19 protein-coding genes are annotated in these 19,118 nt (G+C 64.1%); 6 read left to right on the forward strand and 13 right to left on the reverse strand.

Annotation, left to right across the window (positions count from 1 at the left end; all coding sequences use genetic code 11):
• The first annotated feature begins 15 nt into the window (after positions 1-15).
• Positions 16-966 (forward strand): cation diffusion facilitator family transporter, encoded by a 951-nt coding sequence (locus QRM57_RS00365; RefSeq protein WP_284985131.1) that lies wholly within the window; start codon positions 16-18, stop codon positions 964-966.
• Here the strand turns inward: QRM57_RS00365 and QRM57_RS00370 are convergent.
• On the reverse strand, positions 961-1,806 hold the full coding sequence (locus QRM57_RS00370) for a helix-turn-helix transcriptional regulator (protein ID WP_235520210.1): 846 nt from the start codon (positions 1,804-1,806) through the stop codon (positions 961-963). The two genes, QRM57_RS00365 and QRM57_RS00370, sit on opposite strands and share 6 nt — an antisense overlap.
• A gap of 86 nt (positions 1,807-1,892) precedes the next feature.
• Between QRM57_RS00370 and ilvD the strand changes: the two genes are divergently transcribed.
• On the forward strand, positions 1,893-3,755 hold the full coding sequence (ilvD, locus tag QRM57_RS00375; protein WP_235520209.1) for a dihydroxy-acid dehydratase: 1,863 nt from the start codon (positions 1,893-1,895) through the stop codon (positions 3,753-3,755).
• A gap of 90 nt (positions 3,756-3,845) precedes the next feature.
• Here the strand turns inward: ilvD and QRM57_RS00380 are convergent, their stop codons facing one another.
• The 7 genes from QRM57_RS00380 to QRM57_RS00410 form a co-directional block, all read right to left on the reverse strand.
• Positions 3,846-4,523: a response regulator gene (locus QRM57_RS00380; protein WP_284985132.1), complete on the reverse strand. Its 678-nt coding sequence runs from the start codon at positions 4,521-4,523 to the stop codon at positions 3,846-3,848.
• Positions 4,520-7,063, reverse strand: coding sequence for a DUF4118 domain-containing protein (locus QRM57_RS00385; RefSeq protein WP_284985133.1), 2,544 nt, complete (start codon positions 7,061-7,063; stop codon positions 4,520-4,522). Before QRM57_RS00385 ends, QRM57_RS00380 begins: the two co-directional genes overlap by 4 nt.
• Before the next feature lie 31 nt (positions 7,064-7,094).
• On the reverse strand, positions 7,095-7,697 hold the full coding sequence (locus tag QRM57_RS00390) for a potassium-transporting ATPase subunit C (RefSeq protein WP_284985134.1): 603 nt from the start codon (positions 7,695-7,697) through the stop codon (positions 7,095-7,097).
• A gap of 9 nt (positions 7,698-7,706) precedes the next feature.
• The gene (gene kdpB / locus QRM57_RS00395) at positions 7,707-9,863 is read right to left on the reverse strand and encodes a potassium-transporting ATPase subunit KdpB (protein ID WP_284985135.1); all 2,157 of its coding nucleotides are present in this window, start codon (positions 9,861-9,863) and stop codon (positions 7,707-7,709) included.
• On the reverse strand, positions 9,860-11,521 hold the full coding sequence (gene kdpA / locus QRM57_RS00400; RefSeq protein WP_284985518.1) for a potassium-transporting ATPase subunit KdpA: 1,662 nt from the start codon (positions 11,519-11,521) through the stop codon (positions 9,860-9,862). The genes kdpB and kdpA overlap by 4 nt, the downstream gene beginning before the upstream one ends.
• A gap of 12 nt (positions 11,522-11,533) precedes the next feature.
• Positions 11,534-11,632 carry a potassium-transporting ATPase subunit F gene (locus QRM57_RS00405; protein ID WP_235520203.1) on the reverse strand — a complete coding sequence of 33 codons (99 nt, stop codon included), beginning with the start codon at positions 11,630-11,632 and terminating at the stop codon, positions 11,534-11,536.
• 415 nt (positions 11,633-12,047) lie between these two features.
• On the reverse strand, positions 12,048-12,449 hold the full coding sequence (locus QRM57_RS00410) for a hypothetical protein (RefSeq protein WP_284985136.1): 402 nt from the start codon (positions 12,447-12,449) through the stop codon (positions 12,048-12,050).
• A gap of 192 nt (positions 12,450-12,641) precedes the next feature.
• On the opposite strand from QRM57_RS00410, the gene QRM57_RS00415 reads away from it, so the two are divergent.
• The gene (locus QRM57_RS00415; protein ID WP_257370184.1) at positions 12,642-12,863 is read left to right on the forward strand and encodes a hypothetical protein; all 222 of its coding nucleotides are present in this window, start codon (positions 12,642-12,644) and stop codon (positions 12,861-12,863) included.
• A gap of 87 nt (positions 12,864-12,950) precedes the next feature.
• On the opposite strand, the gene QRM57_RS00420 is transcribed toward QRM57_RS00415, so the two are convergent.
• The 3 genes from QRM57_RS00420 to QRM57_RS00430 all read right to left on the reverse strand — a co-directional run bounded on the left by QRM57_RS00420 (position 12,951) and on the right by QRM57_RS00430 (position 15,266).
• Positions 12,951-13,745, reverse strand: coding sequence for a TIM barrel protein (locus tag QRM57_RS00420; protein WP_257370183.1), 795 nt, complete (start codon positions 13,743-13,745; stop codon positions 12,951-12,953).
• The gene (locus QRM57_RS00425) at positions 13,742-14,899 is read right to left on the reverse strand and encodes a Gfo/Idh/MocA family oxidoreductase (protein WP_284985137.1); all 1,158 of its coding nucleotides are present in this window, start codon (positions 14,897-14,899) and stop codon (positions 13,742-13,744) included. Before QRM57_RS00425 ends, QRM57_RS00420 begins: the two co-directional genes overlap by 4 nt.
• A 79-nt stretch (positions 14,900-14,978) precedes the next feature.
• Positions 14,979-15,266: a hypothetical protein gene (locus QRM57_RS00430; protein WP_284985138.1), complete on the reverse strand. Its 288-nt coding sequence runs from the start codon at positions 15,264-15,266 to the stop codon at positions 14,979-14,981.
• Positions 15,267-15,695: 429 nt separating this feature from the next.
• Between QRM57_RS00430 and QRM57_RS00435 the strand changes: the two genes are divergently transcribed.
• A complete protein-coding gene (locus QRM57_RS00435) occupies positions 15,696-16,682 on the forward strand; it encodes a LacI family DNA-binding transcriptional regulator (protein ID WP_284985139.1) in 987 nt (328 codons plus the stop codon).
• Positions 16,683-16,693: 11 nt separating this feature from the next.
• Here QRM57_RS00435 and QRM57_RS00440 read toward each other — a convergent pair whose 3' ends face one another.
• Positions 16,694-17,101, reverse strand: a complete 408-nt coding sequence (locus QRM57_RS00440; RefSeq protein ID WP_257370179.1) for a DUF6855 family protein — start codon at positions 17,099-17,101, stop codon at positions 16,694-16,696.
• Positions 17,102-17,185: 84 nt separating this feature from the next.
• Positions 17,186-17,350 (reverse strand): hypothetical protein, encoded by a 165-nt coding sequence (locus tag QRM57_RS00445; protein ID WP_257370178.1) that lies wholly within the window; start codon positions 17,348-17,350, stop codon positions 17,186-17,188.
• Positions 17,351-17,550: 200 nt separating this feature from the next.
• Between QRM57_RS00445 and QRM57_RS00450 the strand changes: the two genes are divergently transcribed.
• Complete coding sequence (locus QRM57_RS00450; RefSeq protein ID WP_284985140.1) at positions 17,551-18,381, forward strand: hypothetical protein; 831 nt, start codon at positions 17,551-17,553, stop codon at positions 18,379-18,381.
• Positions 18,365-19,114 (forward strand): LamB/YcsF family protein, encoded by a 750-nt coding sequence (locus QRM57_RS00455; RefSeq protein WP_284985141.1) that lies wholly within the window; start codon positions 18,365-18,367, stop codon positions 19,112-19,114. The genes QRM57_RS00450 and QRM57_RS00455 overlap by 17 nt, the downstream gene beginning before the upstream one ends.
• Positions 19,115-19,118: the final 4 nt, after the last annotated feature.

Genomic DNA, 19,118 nt, shown 5'->3' on the forward strand with positions numbered 1-19,118 from the left:
GGGTACGGTATCCCCATGGCCGCATCCCAGAAGCGAAAAAAGTCCGGTTCCACGCTGCTGACCGTCATCATCGCTTTCGCGGCGAACACCCTGGTCGCGGCTGCCAAGTCGGTGGCTGCGGCGCTCACGGGATCTGCATCGATGACCGCAGAAGCAGCGCATTCCTGGGCGGACACCGGCAACCAGGTGTTCCTGTTCCTGGCCGAACGGCGCTCACAGCGCCCGCGGGACAAGGACCACCCGATGGGTTACGGCCGGGAAGCCTACGTGTGGTCGATGTTCGCCGCTTTCGGGCTCTTCACGGCTGGGGCCGTGGTGTCCATCATGCACGGCATCCAGGAGCTCATCACTCCTGAGCCTGCGTCGGACTTCCTGGTGGCATACGTGGTTTTGGCCTTGGCCTTTGTCCTTGAAGGCTTCTCCTTTGTCCAGGCGTTCCGGCAGACCAGGAAGGCAGCCAGGGAGCTGGAACGCCACACGTTGGAGCAAGTCCTGATCAGCTCTGATCCCACCTTGCGGGCCGTCTTCGCTGAGGATGCTGCCGCCCTGGTTGGCCTGGTTGTTGCCTTTGCCGGGGTGTTCCTGCATCAAGTCACCGGATCGCCGGTGCCGGACGCCGTGGGCTCGATCGTGGTGGGCATCCTGCTGGCCGTCGTCGCTGTGGTGCTGATCGACCGTAACCGGAGGTTCCTTGTGGGCCAGGGCGTCACCCCGGACATTGAACGCTCCATGGCCCGGCGGGTGCTTGACCATCCGGACATCGCCCGGCTCACGTACCTCCACTTGGAATTCGTGGGCCCCCGCAAGCTGTACCTCGTTGCGGCCGTGGACCTGGTGGGGGATCACCCCGAACACGAAGTAGCCGTGGTCCTGCGCCGGCTGGAGCGCGAGTTGGAAGACCACGAGACGGTGGAGGAGGCCGTCCTGACTCTGGCCACCCCGGACGAGGCGGCGTTGACCTTATAGGGCGATCTGCTTGCCCTTACCCATGAGCCGTTCCATCTGTTCGCCGGCATCGCTTCCAGGAGCGGGCGTGTACACCACAATGTGCAGGTCCGGCCGGTCCGAAGGCGAGACCTGGTGGTGCTCCATTTGAAGGACTCCCACTGCCGGGTGGTGGAACAGCCGCTCCCGTGACTGGAAACCCAGGATGTCGTAACGGTCCCAGCTTTCCTGGAATTCGGGGCTTGCTTCCTTCAGCCGTTCCACTTGGTACGCGACATCCGGATCGCCCAGCCGTTGCCCCGTTTCAGCCCTGAACTCGGCGAGGAACCTTTTGCTGGTGATATCCCAATCCGGCAGCAGGTCGCGGACATAGGGGTCGGTGAAAACCAGCCACAAGAGGTTCCTGTCGGCGGCGTCGAAAGTCCCGATGTTCGGATACAGCGCTTCGTAGCCGCGGTTCCAACCGGCCACGCCCCAATCCGGGGACAAGGCATAGGCCGGGTTGGGATCAAGGGCCTCCAAAAGGCGTTGCACGTGAGCGGGCGCGTCCGCTGCGACCGGGCCCTTCGGAGGCGCAGATGAATAACCACCCAGGGAAAGGACGTAGCCCAGCCCGGTATCGGACAAATGCAGGGCACGCGCAATCGATTCAAGGACCTGCCGTGAGGGGCTGATGTCCCGGCCTTGTTCAAGCCAGGTATACCAGGTGACGCTCACTCCGGAGAGGAACGCAATCTCTTCCCTTCTGAGGCCGCGCTCGCGGGACCTGCCCACCGGAGGCAGGCCATAGTCCGAGCGCAAGGCCTGAGTGCGGCGGGTCCTGAGAAAGAGGCCCAGTTCCTTGCGCTGTTCATTGCTCACGCCCTCAACACTATTACTCTGTTACTTTCAGTACTAGTAGCAGCACCGTCTTCCGCCTGCTGTAGAAAATCAGCAGGATGGTACCTATGCCTGCACTACGCTCAAGAACTGTCACCCACGGCCGCAACATGGCTGGAGCCCGCGCACTGCTGCGTGCCTCCGGTGTTGCCAACACGGACATCGGCAAGCCGATCATCGCGGTGGCCAACTCCTTCACCGAGTTCGTCCCCGGCCACACCCACCTGGCGCCCGTGGGCCGGATCGTGTCTGACGCGATCCTCGCCGCCGGTGCCGTGCCGCGCGAATTCAACACCATCGCCGTGGACGACGGAATCGCCATGGGCCACTCCGGCATGCTCTACTCCCTGCCGTCCCGGGATCTCATTGCCGATTCCGTGGAGTACATGGTCAACGCCCACTGCGCCGACGCCCTGGTGTGCATTTCCAACTGCGACAAGATCACCCCGGGCATGCTCATGGCAGCGCTGCGCTTGAACATCCCCGTGGTATTTGTTTCCGGCGGTCCCATGGAGGCCGGCCGCGTGACCCTGACCGACGGCTCCGTGCGCTCCCTTGACCTGGTGAACGCCATCTCCGACGCCGTGGACGAGTCCATCTCCGATGAGGACATCAACCTGATCGAAGAGAACGCCTGCCCTACCTGCGGTTCCTGCTCCGGCATGTTCACTGCGAACTCCATGAACTGCCTGGCCGAGGCCATCGGGCTGGCCCTCCCGGGCAACGGCTCCGTGCTGGCAACCCACACGGCACGCAAGGCGCTGTATGAGAAGGCCGGTTCCACGATTGTTGAGCTGGTGAAGCGCTACTACGACGGCGACGACGAGTCCGTGCTGCCGCGCAGCATCGCCACCGCTGAAGCCTTCGACAACGCCATGGCCCTGGACATCTCCATGGGCGGCTCCACCAACACCATCCTCCACCTGCTGGCCGCTGCCCAGGAAGCGGGCGTGGACTACGGCCTGGCCGAGATGGACGCCAAGTCCCGCCAGGTTCCCTGCCTGGCCAAGGTTGCCCCGAACGTTGCCGGGAACAAGACCTACTACATGGAAGACGTGCACCGCGCCGGCGGCATCCCTGCGCTGCTGGGCGAGCTGAACCGTGGCGGCCTCCTGCACAAGAACGTCCACTCCGTGCACTCCAACGACCTCGACGGTTGGCTGGACGATTGGGATGTCCGCGGCGGCAAGGCAACGGAAGAAGCCAAGGCCCTGTGGCACGCGGCGCCAGGTGGCGTCCGCTCCTCCTTGGCTTTCTCGCAGTCGAACGTGTGGACCTCCCTGGACACGGACGCCGAAGGTGGCTGCATCCGCTCGGTGGAGCACGCCTTCTCCAAGGACGGTGGCCTGGCAGTGCTGCGCGGCAACATTGCCGTGGACGGTGCCGTGGTGAAGACCGCAGGCGTGGACGAGTCCATCTGGAAGTTCGAGGGACCCGCGATCGTCTGCGAATCACAGGACGAAGCCGTGGAAATGATCCTGAACAAGTCGGTCAAGGAAGGCGACGTGGTGGTGATCCGCTACGAAGGCCCCCGCGGTGGTCCGGGCATGCAGGAAATGCTCTACCCGACGTCCTTCCTCAAGGGCCGCGGCCTGGGCAAGAAGTGCGCACTCATCACTGACGGCCGCTTCTCCGGCGGAACCTCCGGTTTGTCCATCGGGCACATTTCCCCCGAGGCCGCCTCCGGTGGCGACATCGCGCTGGTGGAAAACGGCGACATCATCAGCATCGACATCACGCAGCGTTCCCTCCAGCTGAAGGTCTCCGATGAGATCCTGGCCGAGCGCCGCGAAAAGCTCCTGGTCAACGGCGGCTTCAAGCCCAAGAACAGGGACCGCCAGGTCTCGCCGGCCTTGCGGGCCTACGCTGCCATGGCGCTTTCGGCAGACAAGGGAGCCGTCCGCGACGTCTCGTTGATCGAGAACCTCTAAAGCGACGTACCGCCGCCCGGGCCGCCCGCCGTCGTCGTACTTCACTGAAAGTACGACGACGGCGGTCGGCTTTCGTTTAGCGGGAACGTTTCAGGGGACGAACCTGTAGCCCATGCCTGGCTCAGTGATGAAGTGCTGCGGATTGCCTGAGTCAGCTTCCAGTTTCCGCCGCAGCTGGGCCATGTACACGCGGAGGTAGTTGGCCTCCTTGGCGTAGGCGGGGCCCCACACCTCGGTAAGGAGTTGCTGATGGGTGATCAGCTTCTCCGGATTACGGACCATGATGTCCACGATGCTCCACTCGGTGGGAGTCAGCCTGACATCCTGGCCCGCTGCGGTGACTTTCCGCTTGTCCAAATCGACCGTGAACGCTTCCGTCTCCACAGTGGTGGTTTGCGCACTGTTTTCCGTCCGCCTCCGCAATGCTGCGCGGAGTCGGGCCAGGAGTTCTTCCAGGCCGAAGGGTTTGGTGACGTAATCGTCCGCGCCAGCGTCCAACGCTTCCACTTTGTCGCTGGAACCGTGACGTGCTGACAGGACCAGGATCGGAACGTCACTCCACTCACGAAGCCTGGTAATGACCGTTGCGCCGTCGATGTCCGGAAGACCCAGATCGAGGATGACGATATTGACGGGACGTTGTGCGGCTGCGTGCAGCGCCGACTCTCCGTCCACCGCAGTGATGACTGTGTAGCCATGGCCCTTGAGGGTGATGGCGAGCGCGCGGACAATGTGCGGATCGTCGTCCACCACCAGCACGTTGATCATGCCTTCAGCGCCTGGGCGGTGGAATAAGAGCCCGTGGACAACGGGAGCCGGATCACCATGGTCAGTCCGCCCCCTGGGGTTTCCTCCGCGGTGAGTGTCCCACCCATAGCCTCCGTGAAACCCTTGGCGACGGCGAGCCCCAAACCGACGCCGGTAGTGGCCGGCACATCGTTGAGTCGTTGGAAAGGCTGGAACATCCGCATGACGTTGGCCGCGGGAACGCCCTGGCCGTGGTCGATGATCCTCAGTTCGCCGGCGGGCTGGCCGCCCAGCGTGGCGGTGCTCAGTCCACCCGCGCTGCCAACGATCACGATGTCTGACTTTGGCGCGTATTTCACGGCGTTCTCAACAATGTTGGCGACGACTCTTTCGAGCATTCCACCGTCAGCGTCCACCTCCGGCATGTTGGGTGGCAGGTCTATCCTCACCCTGCCGACCGGTACCCCGTGAAGGGCCGCCGGGATTATTTCAGACCAGCGGGTGGGCTTGATCAGGGCATTCACGGAATCGGAGGTGATACGGGACATGTCCAGGAGGTTGCCCACCAGCACGTCCAGGCGATCCGAGCACTCATCAATGGTGGCCAGCAGTTCCTGCTCCTCTTGTTCGGTGTAGCGGACTCCGGGTTGCCGCAAGCCACCCACGGCGAGTTTGATGCCAGCCAAGGGGGTGCGCAGGTCGTGGGAAACGGCGCGGAGTATGGAGGTACGCATGGTGTTGCTCTCGGCGAGCCGCATCACCTCCCGCTGGCTGGCAGCGAGCTGGCGGCGTTCCAACTGGGCCATCAGCTGGGTACCGAACGCTCCCAGCAGGCGGCGATCGCTCGCAGGGAGGACCCGGCCCGTGAGGACCAGACGGGTGGTGGGATCGATCTGTTCGGTGTTCTCGCTTTCCCCGTCCTCGGCGGGAGCATTTCCGCCCGCCTCCGCAACCAGCCGCCAGCCGTCGTCGCCGTCGGTTGCTTGGTAAAGGGCTGCCCGGCGGACTCCGAAAACGTCCAAGGCCTGTTCGAGCAGCCCGGCTACCGCGTCCTCCGCCGCGGTAGCTCCCCGGGTCAGGTCGGCCAGGGTGGTGGCTTCGGACCGGGCCCGCGCGGCTTCCTTGGAGCGCCTTGCCGAAAGGTCCACCACTACTGCTACGGCGGAGGAAACACCGGCGAATACCAGCAGGGCCAGGAGGTTCTGCGGATCGCTGATGGTCAGGGTGCCTAGAGGCGGAATCGAAAAGTAATTCACCAACGCACTGCTCCACAGGGCCGCCAGCAATGCAGGCCAAAGCCCGCCCACCAATGCGACGGCGACCGAGCCGCTGAGCTGGACCAGGACCGCCGTCGCAATATTGTGCGATGGGCTGGCGGCCAGCAGGAGCTGCAGCAGGACCGGCAGGACAACAGCGAGCACGAACCCCACTATCACCCGTACCCGCCCCAGATCCCGGGGCCGGGGACGTTCCTTTCCACGCCCGCCCAACGGGTGCGAAACCATATGCACGTCGATGTCGCCCGAGTCACGGACCACCCTGTTTCCGACGCCGCCCATCAGCCGTCCCGCCAGGGCTTTCCGGCGTGAAACGCCCACCACGATCTGGGTGGCGTTGACGCTGCGGGCAAAGTCCAGCAGTGCCTTGGCAGGGTCTTCCCCGGAAACGATGTGGTAGCTGCCGCCAAGGTCGCGGATCAGGGTGCGCTGGGCCTCCAGGTCCTGCGGCGATTCGGCGGCTACGCCATCGGCGGCACGCACATGGACGGCCAGCAGGTCCCCACCGTTGACGCGCTTGATGATCCTGGCCGCCCTGCGGATCAGGACCTCACCTTCAGGTCCGCCGGTCAGTCCGATCACGATCCGTTCCCGGGCCGGCCAGCTTTCCTCGATCCGGTTTTCTGCGCGGTAGCGGGCCAGGCCTTCATCGACCCGGTCAGCCAGCCACAGCAGGGCCAGTTCCCGGAGGGCAGTCAGGTTGCCCGTGCGGAAGTAGTTGGACAGCGCGGCATCGATCTTGTCCGCGGCGTAGATCTTTCCGTCCCCCAGCCGTTGCCGGAGGAGCTCGGGCGAGATGTCCACCAAGTGGATCTGGTCCGCCCGCCGCACCACCTCATCAGGGACGGTTTCGGCTTGCCGGACGTCGGTAATGGCACTGACCACGTCCCCAAGCGAGGCCAGGTGCTGGACGTTGACCGTGGAGAGCACGTTGATGCCCGCCTCAAGCAGTTCCTCGATGTCTTCCCAGCGCTTGCGGTTCCGGCCTCCGGGAATGTTGGTGTGGGCGTACTCGTCCACCACCGCCGTGTGCGGGTGGCGGGCCAGGACGGCGTCGAGGTCCATCTCTTCGAAGGTGGCGCCGCGGTACTCGACGCTCCTTGTGGGGATGACCTCCAGGCCATCAGTGAGCGCCTTGGTATCGGCGCGGCCGTGGTGCATGGCGAAGGCCACCACCACGTCCTCGCCGCGCTCCTGAAGCCTGTGGGCTTCCCTGAGCATGGCATAGGTTTTGCCGACGCCGGGGGCCGCCCCCAGGAATATTCTTAGTGCTGCCCGCGCCATGAACGCCATTCTTCCACTAAGTCCACCAGCCCTAGTGGCGGTTCGCGGCCGCTGCGATGTCCAGGTTCAGCAACGTGACGTTGACCGAGGCCTGTCCCAGGAAAGCTGCCGCTCCTCCGCTGGTTTGCAGGTCCACCAGGCGTTGTACATCGTCTGGGTTCAAGCCATGGGCGGCGGCCACCCGCGCCACCTGGATCCGGGCGTAGGCGGGGGAAATGTGCGGGTCCAGGCCCGAACCGCTGGCCGTCACAGCGTCTGCGGGGACGTCCGTCACCGCCACCCCTTCCGCCGCGGCGATGGCCGCGCGCTGGGTGGAGACGGCGTCGAGCAGTTTGGGATCGTTGGGGCCCAGATTGCTCGCCGACGACGACGCCGGGTCCCAGCTGACAGCCGAAGGACGGGCGTGGAACCACTCCGGACTTTGCGCGCCGGAACCGTCAGCGGACACTTGGGCGATCAGGGCCGAGGCCGCCGGATTGCCGGCCTGGTCCTTGACCACCGATCCGTTGGCCTGGAACGGGGCCACCAGCTGCCCCGCTCCGAAGACTGCCAGCGGATACAGGACGCCCAGCACCAGGGTGGCGAAGAGCAGGAACCGTACGGCAGTGGCCGCTTGGCGCAAGTACATTTTCATGGTGTTGTCCTAGCCGATGCCGGGGATGAGGGAAATGATGAGATCCAGCAATTTGATCCCGATGAACGGTGCCACGAGCCCGCCCAGCCCGTAGAGCAGCAGGTTCCTGCCCAGAGCCTGGCTGGCGGAAACCGCCCGGTACTTCACGCCCCGCAAGGCAAGCGGAACCAGTGCCAGGATGATGAGCGCATTGAAGATCACCGCGGAAAGGATGGCCGACGCCGGAGTGGCCAGCCCCATGATGTTCAGCATTCCCAGGCCGGGAAAGGCCGCCGTGAAGAGGGCGGGAACAATGGCAAAGTACTTGGCCACATCGTTGGCCACGGAGAACGTAGTCAATGCTCCGCGGGTGATGAGCAGTTGTTTGCCGATGCCCACAATGTTGATCAGCTTGGTGGGATCGGAGTCCAGGTCCACCATGTTGGCTGCTTCTTTGGCGGCCGGCGTACCGGAATTCATGGCAACCCCCACGTCCGCTGCCGCCAGGGCGGGAGCATCGTTGGTGCCGTCGCCGGTCATGGCCACCAGGCGACCTTCGCCCTGTTCCTTGCGGATCACGTCCATCTTGTCTTCGGGGGTTGCTTCAGCGAGGAAATCGTCCACCCCGGCTTCGGCCGCGATCGCCTTGGCCGTGACAGGGTTGTCGCCGGTGATCATCACCGTGCGGATACCCATCTTCCGCAGTTCCTCGAAGCGGGCCCTCATCCCGGGCTTCACCACATCCGCAAGGTGCACTGTTCCCAGAACCCTGGCGGCGCCGTCGTGCGTGTGTTCAGCCACCAGCAGCGGCGTGCCGCCCTGGGCCGAGATGTCCTGCACACGTTGCTGCACATCGGCCGGCATGGTGCCGCCGGCTTCGGTGACAAAGCGTTCGACGGCGGCCGCGGCACCTTTGCGGATCCGGCGTCCGCCCAGCTCCAGGCCGCTCATCCGGGTCATGGCGGTGAATTCAACAATGGCCAGGTCGGGAGTCGTTGAGCTGAGTCCCTCCAGGGACGGGCTGTTTCTGCTGCCGTTGCCGGAATCGTGGTCGGCCAGTTCCACAATGGACCGTCCCTCGGGTGTCTCGTCCGCCAGGCTGGACAGCCGGGCCGCACTGACGAGCTGGTCCTCCCCGATGCCGGCCGCAGGGTAGAAGCCCACCGCCCGCCGGTTGCCGTAGGTGATGGTTCCGGTTTTGTCGAGCAGCAGGGTGGTGATGTCACCTGCTGTTTCCACCGCCCGCCCGGAGGTGGCGAGGACGTTGTGCTGGACCAGGCGGTCCATGCCGGCGATGCCGATGGCCGGTACCAGGGCGCCGATGGTGGTGGGGATCAGGCAGACAAGCAACGCCACCAGGACTATCGGCGACGGCGTGGCATCGGCCAGGGATGCGATGGGTGCCAGCGTCATGGTGACCACCAGGAACACGATGGTCAGGGAAACCAGCAGTACGTGCAGGGCAATCTCGTTGGGCGTCTTTTGTCGGACTGCGCCTTCAACCAGCTTGATCATCCGGTCGATGAACGTGGCGCCCGGTTCCGCGGTGATGCGGACCAGGATCCGGTCCGACAAAACCTTGGTCCCACCGGTTACCGATGAACGGTCTCCGCCGGACTCCCGGATTACCGGTGCCGATTCACCGGTAATGGTGGACTCGTCAACGCTGGCCAGGCCCTCGATGATCTCCCCGTCCGAAGGGATCACGTCACCGGCCTCGCAGATCACCACGTCGTTGAGCTTGAGGTCGGTTCCAGGTATTTCCTTTTCCGATCCGTCCTCCAGCCGCACGCGGGCCATCACGCCTTTGCGGCTGGCCCGCAGACTGTCCGCCTGCGCTTTGCCGCGGCCTTCTGCAATGGCCTCGGACAGTGTTCCGAACAACACCGTCAACCACAGCCACGCTGTGACCACGATTCCGAAAACCGCCGGCTTGAACAGGCAGATGAGGGTGCAGGCTGCAGCACCCACCAGCACAACAAACATGACGGGGGAGTGAACCATCTGCCGCGGGTGGAGCTTTGCGAAGGCGACCGGAAGGGCTGCGCTAATGGCGGCGGCGTTGAGCTTGGCCGGCGCTTTGGTGTGGTGCTTGTGCTCTCCGGGTGTTCGTGTTCCTGGGGGGAGGCCGTCACGGTAGGTCAGGGCTGCGGTGTCCGCGGCTGGTGCCGAGCTGGACCGGGTCATTGAATGAGTCCTTCTGCGAGGGGGCCCAAGGCGAGGGCCGGGAAATAGCTAAGAGCCGTCATGATCACGGTGACGCTGAGGAGGAGTGAGCCGAACAGGGCACCGTGCGTTGGCACGGTTCCCGCAGATACCGGGATTTTCCGTTGCCGGGCCAGGGAGCCGGCCAGTGCCAGGACCAGGGCGATGGGAAGGAAGCGTCCCAGCAGCATGGCAACGCCAAGCGCAGCGGAGACGTAGGGCCCGGAGCTGGTGATGCCGCCGAACGCGGAGCCGTTGTTGTTGGCACCCGAGGTGAAGGCGTACAGCATCTCACTGAACTGATGGGGTCCACCGGCCGGGGCGTTGGCCATGGCATCCGGAAGGAGTGCCGTGATCCCCGCGAAGACCAGCACCAGGGTGGGCGTCACCAGGATGTACAGGGCAGCGAGTTTCATTTCGCGCGGGCCGATCTTCTTACCCACAAATTCGGGGGTCCGGCCCACCATCAGGCCGGCGATGAACACGGCAATGATGGCCAGGACCAGCATGCCGTACAAGCCTGAGCCGGTACCGCCGGGAGCCACCTCGCCGAGCATCATGTTCAGCATGGCCACACCTCCGGCCAGCGGAGGCAGGGAATCGTGCGCCACGTTCACGGCTCCGGTGGAGGTGAGCGTGGTGGACGCTGCGAAGATGGAGCTCGCGGCGGGACCAAGGCGTTGCTCGAAGCCTTCACCCAGGCCGCCTGCCGCCGTCGTCGCTGTTCCTTGGGCCGAGGCAACAGCCCACGCCATCAAGGCAGTGGACGTCAGCCAAAGCGCCCCCATGACGCCGGCCACCGTGAACCCCTGGCGTTGGTCACACACCATACGCCCATAGGTATAAGGGAGTGCGGACGGGATGAGGAGGATCAGGAACACCTGGAAAAGGCTGGTGAAAACGTTGGGGTTCTCAAAGGGATGGGCTGAGTTGGCATTGAAATAGCCGCCGCCGTTGGTCCCCAGCACCTTGATGGCTTCCTGCGAAGCAACCGGCCCGCCGGGGATCACTTGGCTGACGCCTGCGGCCTGGTTGGTGACGTCCGTGGACCAGAAATTCTGTACGACGCCGCCAATCACCAAGGCGATTGCTGCCACAGCCGCCAGGGGCAGGAGGAGGCGGAAGGACGCCCGGGTGACGTCCACCCAGAAGTTACCCAGCCGGTCCGTCCCGGCCCGCGCGATGCCGCGGATCAGGGCGATGGCCACCACGATTCCTACTGCGGCGGAGAGGAAGTTCTGGACCGCCAGCAGGCACATCTGGACGAAGATGCCCACAGTGGCCTCCGGCGCGTACGTCTGCCAGTTGGTGTTGGTGACAAAGGAAATTGCCGTGTTCATTGCCACCCACGGATCAACCCCCGGCAGTCCATTGCTTCCCGGGAGCACGCCCTGGAATCGCTGCAAAGCGAAGATCACCAGGATGGAAACGGCGGAGAAAGCCAGAACGCTGCGCAGATACACAGACCAGCTCTGTTCAGTTCCGGCGTCCACTCCGGCCAATCGGTAGAACACCCGTTCAGGCTTTGATGACCTGGAGCCGGAGAAAACCTTGTCCATGTAAATGCCCAGCGGCTTGTGCACCAAAAACAGTGCAACCAGCAGTACGGCTATTTGGGTGATCACTGATGCGGCGCTGATAACCACCTGCCATCACCACTTTTCCGGGTTGAGCAGCACTGCCAGCAGATAGCCGATCAACGCCAAGCCCACTAGGAACAGCCCCACCCACATGATCGCGTCCAGCATCATTGCCCGCTCACCGGGCCCTCGCCGTCGATCATTGTGCCCAAAAGGTGGGCCACCCACATCACGATTCCCATGGTCAGCACAAGAATCACCAGAACAGCCACGTCGGCCATTGGAACGTCCTTTCATCAGCACCCCGTTAGCGGGGCTGATGTCAGTCAACTCCCATGGATGCGGCGAAAAGGCGTTCCTAACGGTTCCTTAATGCGGCTGCCATCAATCTTGACGGTTTCTTAATGCCGCCCTTGATCAGAGCGGAGTCGGGCCTCACTTTCGGCGAAAGCGTTGAGCAGCCCGCGGGCGTGTTTGCCGGAAGGGCGGGAGCAGCGGAATGTTCGGGTCGGTGATGACTTCCAACACCGCCGGCCGATCGGCGTTCAGTACCTCATCCCAGGCTGCGCCCAGTTTCTGCGGGTCATCAACGCGCACGCTCCTGCCCGAGCTTTGCCGCCAGCCCATAGGGAATCGCGCAACCCATGCTCGACAGCGTGCCGGAAACATGCGCCGGGACTCCCTCCGGCAGGATCAACTGCCGGGCGTACCAGTAAACGCAACTGCCGACGTCGATACTCACCTGGGCGTCACTGGGCAGCCGGCCGTTGAGTTCCCGCACCACCAGCTCAGGATTGACCGGTTCGGCGGGGATGGCGGCGCGTTCCGCGGCGAGTTCACGACATGCCCGGAGCTGGTCTTCGATAGTGCCGCGCAGCAGGGTGTCGCAGTTTTCCAGCACGGAGGTGCTCTGTTGCCCGATGATGGCAACCACCGGGACGCTGCGGACAAAAACTACCTTCCCGTCCAGCCGGCGGAGTGCACCCATGAAGCCTATATTAAGCATCCTTACTGATTTGCCGTCAGAAAGGGTGTCCCAATTGTCGCCATTGTGGGCTATCTTGATCTTGAGCAGCCCGACTAATTGTTTTGTGATGGCAATAATCAAAGGTTGCTTAGTTGTGTGTCATGGCTGCACGGCACGTTTGCGTTATTTTCCGTATCAATGAAAGGAAATACGTTGGCTGTTTCTGTTGAATTGGGCAAAGCACTCGATAAGGCCTACGAGAATTCCACCCTGGACGAAATCCTTGCCGCTCCGCCGTCCGCACTCGCCGGCCTTACAGATAAACACGACGAGTTGCTCGCCCAGCTGGGAATCAAGACTGTTCGTGACCTTGGCAGCAACAAATTCTTCGCCACCGCCGGTGTGCTCGTTGCGCTGTCCGGGAAGGCCGGCTGATTACCGCGCCTATGGGTAGTGGTTCCCGCCAGGGCGAGTAACAGTTCAGGTCGTTTTGAGGCATTTCAAAACGACCTGAACTGAGGCTCAGTTGGGAGTGAATGCTGCGCGGAAGGCGGCCAGTGCAGTATCCCCGGCTTCGATCGATTGACCGCCAACAGCCCCCGCTTCCAGCCCGATCACCCCGTTGTATCCGACGTCCGCCAGTGCCCTGGCAACAGCGGAGTAGTTGATCTCGCCGGTGCCCGGTTCGAAGCGCCCGGGTACATCGGCCACCTGGATTTCGCCCGTGAACGGCTGGGCCGCGCGGACGAGCTCGATCAGGTTACCCTCGCCAATCTGTGCGTGGTAGAGGTCCAGCATCATCCTCACGTTGGGGTGGTCGACGGCTTGGACCAGTGCCAGGGTGTCCTTCGCGCGGGCCAAGGGAATGCCCGGGTGGTCGAGGATGGTGTTCAGGTTCTCCAGCGCGAAGACGATCCCATGCTGGGCACCCAGATGCCCCAACTGTTCCAAGGTGCGGAGTCCGGTCAACCACATCCCGCCCGTAGCCCGATGTGTCGGCCTCACCGCACGACCACCCTCACCAAGCTCCGCGGGATGGACCACCATCCGCTCAACACCAAGTTCCAAGGCTGTGGGGATCAGCTTCTCAGCCGACGCAAGGACCTCGTGTGCAGTGGCGGAGTCGGTCAGGCTGCCGCCGAAATAGCCGCTCATGGACGAGAACCTTGCTCCGGTGGCGGCGAGGGCCGCGATGTCCCTGCCGCGGGTGTCCCAGAGCTCAACCTCGAAGCCCTGATCGTGGATGCGGCGAACACGTTCGATCAACGGCAGTTCGCCGTAGACCATCTCTGCGCAGACGGCCAGCCGGAAGGTCACGCTCCGACCTCCTGCACCACGGCCGCACCCCGGGGCTCCGCCTCGGCCGGGCGAAGCTCCGCGATGTCTGCCACCGCTACCGGCAACCCCGACTCTGAGGACTTGAACGCGGCCAATGCCACAGCCAGGGCGTTCCGGGCGTCTGCTCCACCCGGCGCGGCAACAGCGGTACGCGGCGGGGCCGCCGTCGGACGTTTGTCTGTGGAACCGCGACGCGCGGCGACGTCGTCCGCGAAGTGTGCCAGCTCCTCCGTGTAGGCGTCATGGAAGAGGTCGATGTTCAAGCGGGTGGTTTCCGAGGTGATGCCCGCCGCCGTGTAGCTCGTGGCATTGGTGGACTGCGGGCTGCCTGCCGTGACCATGCCCGCCGAGCCGAAAACTTCGCCGCGGACGTCATAGCCGTACAGCGCGTTGAAGTTGGCCTCGGCCACCGCGATGGCACCGTTGCTGTAGGTTACGGTCACTACGGCGGTATCCAGGAGGCCGCCGGCTTTGGCCTCGGGGGCTACCAGGGCGTCTGCGACCGCATGGACCTTGACTGGAACGGCGCCGGGGTTCAGCCAGTTCAGGGTGTCGAAGTCGTGGATCAGCGTCTCAAGGAAGATGGTGCCGGGCGCGATTCGCTCCGGGTTGCCGATTCCGGCTTCGGTCCCGGGGTCGCGGGTGAGGGAGCGGAGAAGCTGCGGCACGCCAACGATGCCCTGGTCGATGAGCTTCCGCGCTGCCGCAAAGTCGGTGGAGTAGCGGCGGTTGAAGCCAAAGCGGAGGACGACGCCGGCCTCTTCCGCTGCTGCGATGGCGGCGTCGAGTTCCTCGACGGTCCGGCCGCCCGGCTTCTCGCAGAAGACATCCTTGCCTGCCTTGGCCGCTGCGGTGATCAGTTCCGAGTGGAAGCGCAGGGGCGCAGCGATCAGGACCGCGTCCACGTCGGGGTCGTTCAGGACATCAGATGCATCGGTGCTGATTTTCGCCACGCCCAGCCGGCTCGCGAGGGCCTCCAGGGCGGGCTGTACGGGATCGGCGATGGCTTCCAGCCGGGCGTTGGGGAGGCGGACTGCAATGGATTCAGCGTGGAAATTGCCGATCCACCCCGCCCCGATGACTGCGATGCGGACGGGCCGGTCATCGGCGACCGGGTGCTGAAGGTACGTCATTGGGGCTCCTTGAATGGATGTCTAGATCGTTCTAGTACGCCCATGATGGCACGCTTTCAGCCTGCTCGTCTAGATCGTTCTAGTTCAAGGGTCTTGGGCTGTCCAGCGGAATCTGCGCCGGGTTGTGCGGGACACCAGCCTGGAGTCCCGGCGTCGAGAGCTTCGGCTCGGGGGCGACCTGGCGCGATGGGCGGATGTGGTCCAGCGCCAGCTTCGCCAGGGGTGCCATCAGCAGGAGCAGCAGCACGGTGCACCCTCCGGCCAGCCCGGCCAACAGGACCAGTGCCGCCATGAACAGCAGGTGGATGTCCGGCGCGTCCGCAAACGAGGGGACGAATGGTACGGCCAGCCCTTTGGTTGATTTCACATCTTGCTCCTGCGCGGTGGTTGCTCATTGTCCGGGTACTTAGTAGTGCTCCGGCCACCCGAAAAGTGATGCCCTTTTGGGGGACCTTTGGCTCGGGGACCGGGCAATGCCATGCCCCGAGCGACGTTCAAAAAACTTCTTGGCAACCCTGCGTCACGTTTCCGCAGGTCAGGGCACATATCCAGTGCCCATGTCTTTGAGCTGTGTACTGCGCCGTTGCCCTTTTCGGCCGCGTCGCGGTTCATTGACGAGTTGGCAGCGATGGGTGTGGTGGGTTCTGGGGCCCACCCGGGGCGCCGTCGCTGCATGAAACCGGGCTAGTGCGGTCGGTCGTCTGAGTCGCGGCCGGCCGCACGACCGGATTTGTGAGCGCACACATCTATTCGCCTGTAGAACGTTCTATAGACTGGCTCCGAGCAGAGGAGAGCCATGACCGGGAAACGTCCCACTTTGATGGACGTGGCTGAAGCCGCAGGTGTATCCAGGGCCTTGGTTTCCATCGTCATGCGGGACGCCCCAGGTGCTTCTGAAGCGACCCGGCTGAAAGTCCAAGCGGCCGCAAGGGAACTCGGCTACCGGCCCGACAGCCGCGCCCGACTCCTCCGAAGCAGCCGCACCAGGCTCCTTGGCCTCAGCTTTTCCACCGCACAGGCCTTCCATGCCGAGATCGTGGACGCCGCCTATGCCGGAGCGATGATACGCGGATACGACATCGCGCTCAGCGCGGTGGCCAATGGCCGACCGGAAGCGCGGGCAGTGGAATCCCTGCTGGACCTCGGCTGCGAGGCACTGATCATGATTTCCCCGGCCCTCCCGCCGGAGGAACTGGCCGGATACGCAGCCCGCTTGCCCGTCATCAGCCTTCTCCGCGACGACGTTGGCGACTCCTTGGACTCAGTGAGCAGCGATGACCATGCCGGGATCCACCTGGCCGTGGAGCACCTGGTTTCGCTGGGGCATCGGCGGATCGCACACGTTGATGGCGGCCAGGCAGTGTCCAGCGCACAACGACGGGCGGCATTCCAGGCAGAGATGACTTCACGTGGCTTGGATGCGCGCGTCGTCGCCGGGGGACCCACCGAAGAAGACGGTTTGCGCGCCGGCCGTGAGCTGCAGCAGGACTTGCCCACCGCCGTCGTTGCTTTCAATGACCGGTGTGCTCTCGGTGTCTGGGAGAGTTTCCGCGCCGCTGGCCTCCGGGTGCCGGACGACGTCTCCGTCCTCGGCTACGACGACAGCCAATTCGCCCGGCTCAGCTATGTCCAGTTGTCCTCGATCAGCCAGGACGCGCCTTTGTTGGCCCGCGCAGCCGTCGACCGCGCGGTGGACCGTTTGGAGGGTACGACGTCGGCAGCCCACCTGGTGCGGACACCGCACCTTGTGGTGAGGGAGACTACGGGCAGGGTGCCCGGCTGACCGCAGTCCGGTTACGTGGAGATCGCCCGCATGGCGTTGTTCCGCTTTTCATGGGTAAGTTCGGCTAATCCCAGCGCCTCCAGCAGGGGTGGCATATACATGCCGAACCGGCCCCGGTACCCCTTCCGGAGACCGTACCAGCCGCCCACCGGGTTGCTTTCGCTGCGACCCCACGCCTCTACCGTTCCCTCGGCGGCGTCCTTGCCTTCGTCGGCGGCGCCCAGCGGGACCCAGTCGCCCTGTTCCACGAGCCACGCGTGCAGGTCCTCGATGGCGCGGAGCTGGTACAGCAACTTGGTAGAGCCCACTTGGCAGACGATTGCCGGGGGGTCCGCGGACTCATCCTTGTACATGACGTAGTCGGACGAGCCCGGGGGAGTGGTCAGCTGCCACGGATCGTCCTTGGTTCCAGCGGCCATTCAGGGGTCCTTTCTGCGGTTGTGGTCAGCTTACGCAGGGCGGCATAAAGCACCCGGCATGCCCGGTTCGCAAAGGAACCTCAGTTACGGGGAACCCTCCGCGGGGGCGTCGTCCTCGAAGTCGGGACCTTCCGCCGGTTCCTGGCTGTGGAGGCCGGTGTCATGCGGGACCCAGCCTTCCGTCTCGCCCTCTGCCGGAGCGTCGGTGTGGTGCCGGATGACATGTTCGGTCTCATCTGATGGCTTCATGACGGATACTTCCTGTCCTTGGCTGGGACTGCTTCCGTGAGTGCCCCCAGTCTACGCCTGGGTGTGGTCCGCTGCGGCGTCCGCCCTCCACGGAATCCTGTCCACATAGCACTGATCAGAGACCTTGTGATCCAAAGGTGTGGCATAGGCTGAACCCAGCAGTTCCCCGTGAAACAACAGACTGCCAAGGAGAGGTAAAGATGCCCAAGCGCCCCAACCCGGCGGTGAAAATCGCCCAGGAAACAGCACACAACGCCGTTTTCGACGCCCAAGGCAAACCCAAGCCCGGTGTCCACAATGTCCTGCTTAAAGCCGTAGAGGTCCAGCGGCCACTGGTCCTGGCCAACCTTCGACGCTTGCAACGCCGGCACCCCCATGATTCTCCAGCGCAGCTTGCGGCAAAACTGGAGCACCATTACCTGCTCGTCATCTCAGGCGGGGGTGCCGCCGTAGGTGCGACCGCCGTCGTGCCGGGTATTGGTACCGCGGCATCGCTGGGCCTTTCCGCGCTGGCAACCGTTGGGTTCCTGGAGACCACGGCCCTGTACGCGTCGTCCCTGGCCGAACTCCACGGCATCAGGCTCACCGACCCGGAACGTTCCCGGACCATGGTCATGGCCATCATGCTGGGTGAGGAAGGCACGTCCCTGCTGGGCGCACTGAGCGGGCAGTCGCTGGGCCGCGGTAAAGGCGTCACTAATGCCTGGGGCAAGACCCTGACCAAGAAGATTCCGGGCAGCGGATTCGGAGTCATCCGTGACACCATTCAGCGCGCCTTCCTGAGGAACCTCCTGAAGAAACAAGGCGGCGCTTTCATTGGACGCGCCCTGCCCTTCGGTATCGGGGCCGTGGTTGGCGGTGCCGGCAACCTGATGATGGGCCGTGCCGTGGTCTCCAGTGCCAAGGAAGCCTTCGGAGCGATGCCCGATACGGTGCCGGGTGAACTTCTGCCCAACGCACCCAAAAACGTGACTGTAAACGCAACCGAAAACCCGACGCTGGAAGGCGGTAACAGTGGATCTGAACGCTGACCTGGGAGAGTCCTTTGGCTCCTGGACCATGGGCGATGACGCCTCGATGTTCCGTATCGTGAGCAGCGCCAACGTGGCGTGCGGCTTCCACGCCGGGGATCCGCTCACCATGCTGGACAGCTGCCGCGCAGCATTTGAATTGGACGTTCGTGTAGGCGCGCATGTGGGTTACCGGGACCTGGCTGGGTTCGGACGCCGTTCCTTGGACATGACCTTTGATGAGCTCTTCGGGGACGTCCTCTACCAACTCGGCGCCCTGGACGGGATGGCCCACGCCGTGGGCGCTTCGGTGGACTACGTCAAACCGCACGGCGCCCTCTACAACAGGATTGTTCAGGATCCCGAGCAGGCAGAGGCCGTGGTGGCTGCTGTTCATGCCTACGATCCCGGCCTTCCCGTGTTGGGACTGCCGGGGTCGGCATGGTTGAAACTGGCTGATGAGGCCGGTCACCCGGTCTTCCGCGAAGCGTTCGTGGACCGGGCCTACCTGCCGGACGGCACCTTGGTACCGCGCACCCAGGAGGGCGCCGTCCTCCACGACCCCGCCACAGTGGTGGCTCAGGCCGTGCGCTTGGCGACGCGCAAGGAAGTACTGGCCATCGACGGTTCCGTCGTTCCCGTGCAGGCGGATTCGCTGTGTATCCACGGAGACACGCCAGGGGCCGTCAGCATGGCCGCTGCCGTTCGAGAGGGACTGGAGCAAGCCGGCGTGCAGGTCGAGGCGTTCGCCTGATCCT

The organism is Arthrobacter sp. fls2-241-R2A-172 (assembly GCF_030208885.1).
In the GTDB taxonomy this organism is placed as follows: Bacteria; Actinomycetota; Actinomycetes; order Actinomycetales; family Micrococcaceae; genus Arthrobacter.

Bases quoted from the DNA above. Each gene is read 5' to 3' on its own strand.
- QRM57_RS00450 (WP_284985140.1), top strand. From the start codon at position 17,551: ATGCCCAAGCGCCCCAACCCGGCGGTGAAAATCGCCCAGGAAACAGCA.
- QRM57_RS00440 (WP_257370179.1), bottom strand. From the start codon at position 17,101: ATGGCCGCTGGAACCAAGGACGATCCGTGGCAGCTGACCACTCCCCCG.
- QRM57_RS00390 (WP_284985134.1), bottom strand. From the start codon at position 7,697: ATGAAAATGTACTTGCGCCAAGCGGCCACTGCCGTACGGTTCCTGCTC.
- QRM57_RS00410 (WP_284985136.1), bottom strand. From the start codon at position 12,449: ATGGGTGCACTCCGCCGGCTGGACGGGAAGGTAGTTTTTGTCCGCAGC.
- QRM57_RS00405 (WP_235520203.1), bottom strand. From the start codon at position 11,632: ATGATGCTGGACGCGATCATGTGGGTGGGGCTGTTCCTAGTGGGCTTG.
- ilvD (WP_235520209.1), top strand. From the start codon at position 1,893: ATGCCTGCACTACGCTCAAGAACTGTCACCCACGGCCGCAACATGGCT.
- QRM57_RS00365 (WP_284985131.1), top strand. From the start codon at position 16: ATGGCCGCATCCCAGAAGCGAAAAAAGTCCGGTTCCACGCTGCTGACC.
- QRM57_RS00380 (WP_284985132.1), bottom strand. From the start codon at position 4,523: ATGATCAACGTGCTGGTGGTGGACGACGATCCGCACATTGTCCGCGCG.
- kdpB (WP_284985135.1), bottom strand. From the start codon at position 9,863: ATGACCCGGTCCAGCTCGGCACCAGCCGCGGACACCGCAGCCCTGACC.
- QRM57_RS00385 (WP_284985133.1), bottom strand. From the start codon at position 7,063: ATGGCGCGGGCAGCACTAAGAATATTCCTGGGGGCGGCCCCCGGCGTC.
- QRM57_RS00435 (WP_284985139.1), top strand. From the start codon at position 15,696: ATGACCGGGAAACGTCCCACTTTGATGGACGTGGCTGAAGCCGCAGGT.
- QRM57_RS00445 (WP_257370178.1), bottom strand. From the start codon at position 17,350: ATGAAGCCATCAGATGAGACCGAACATGTCATCCGGCACCACACCGAC.
- QRM57_RS00425 (WP_284985137.1), bottom strand. From the start codon at position 14,899: ATGACGTACCTTCAGCACCCGGTCGCCGATGACCGGCCCGTCCGCATC.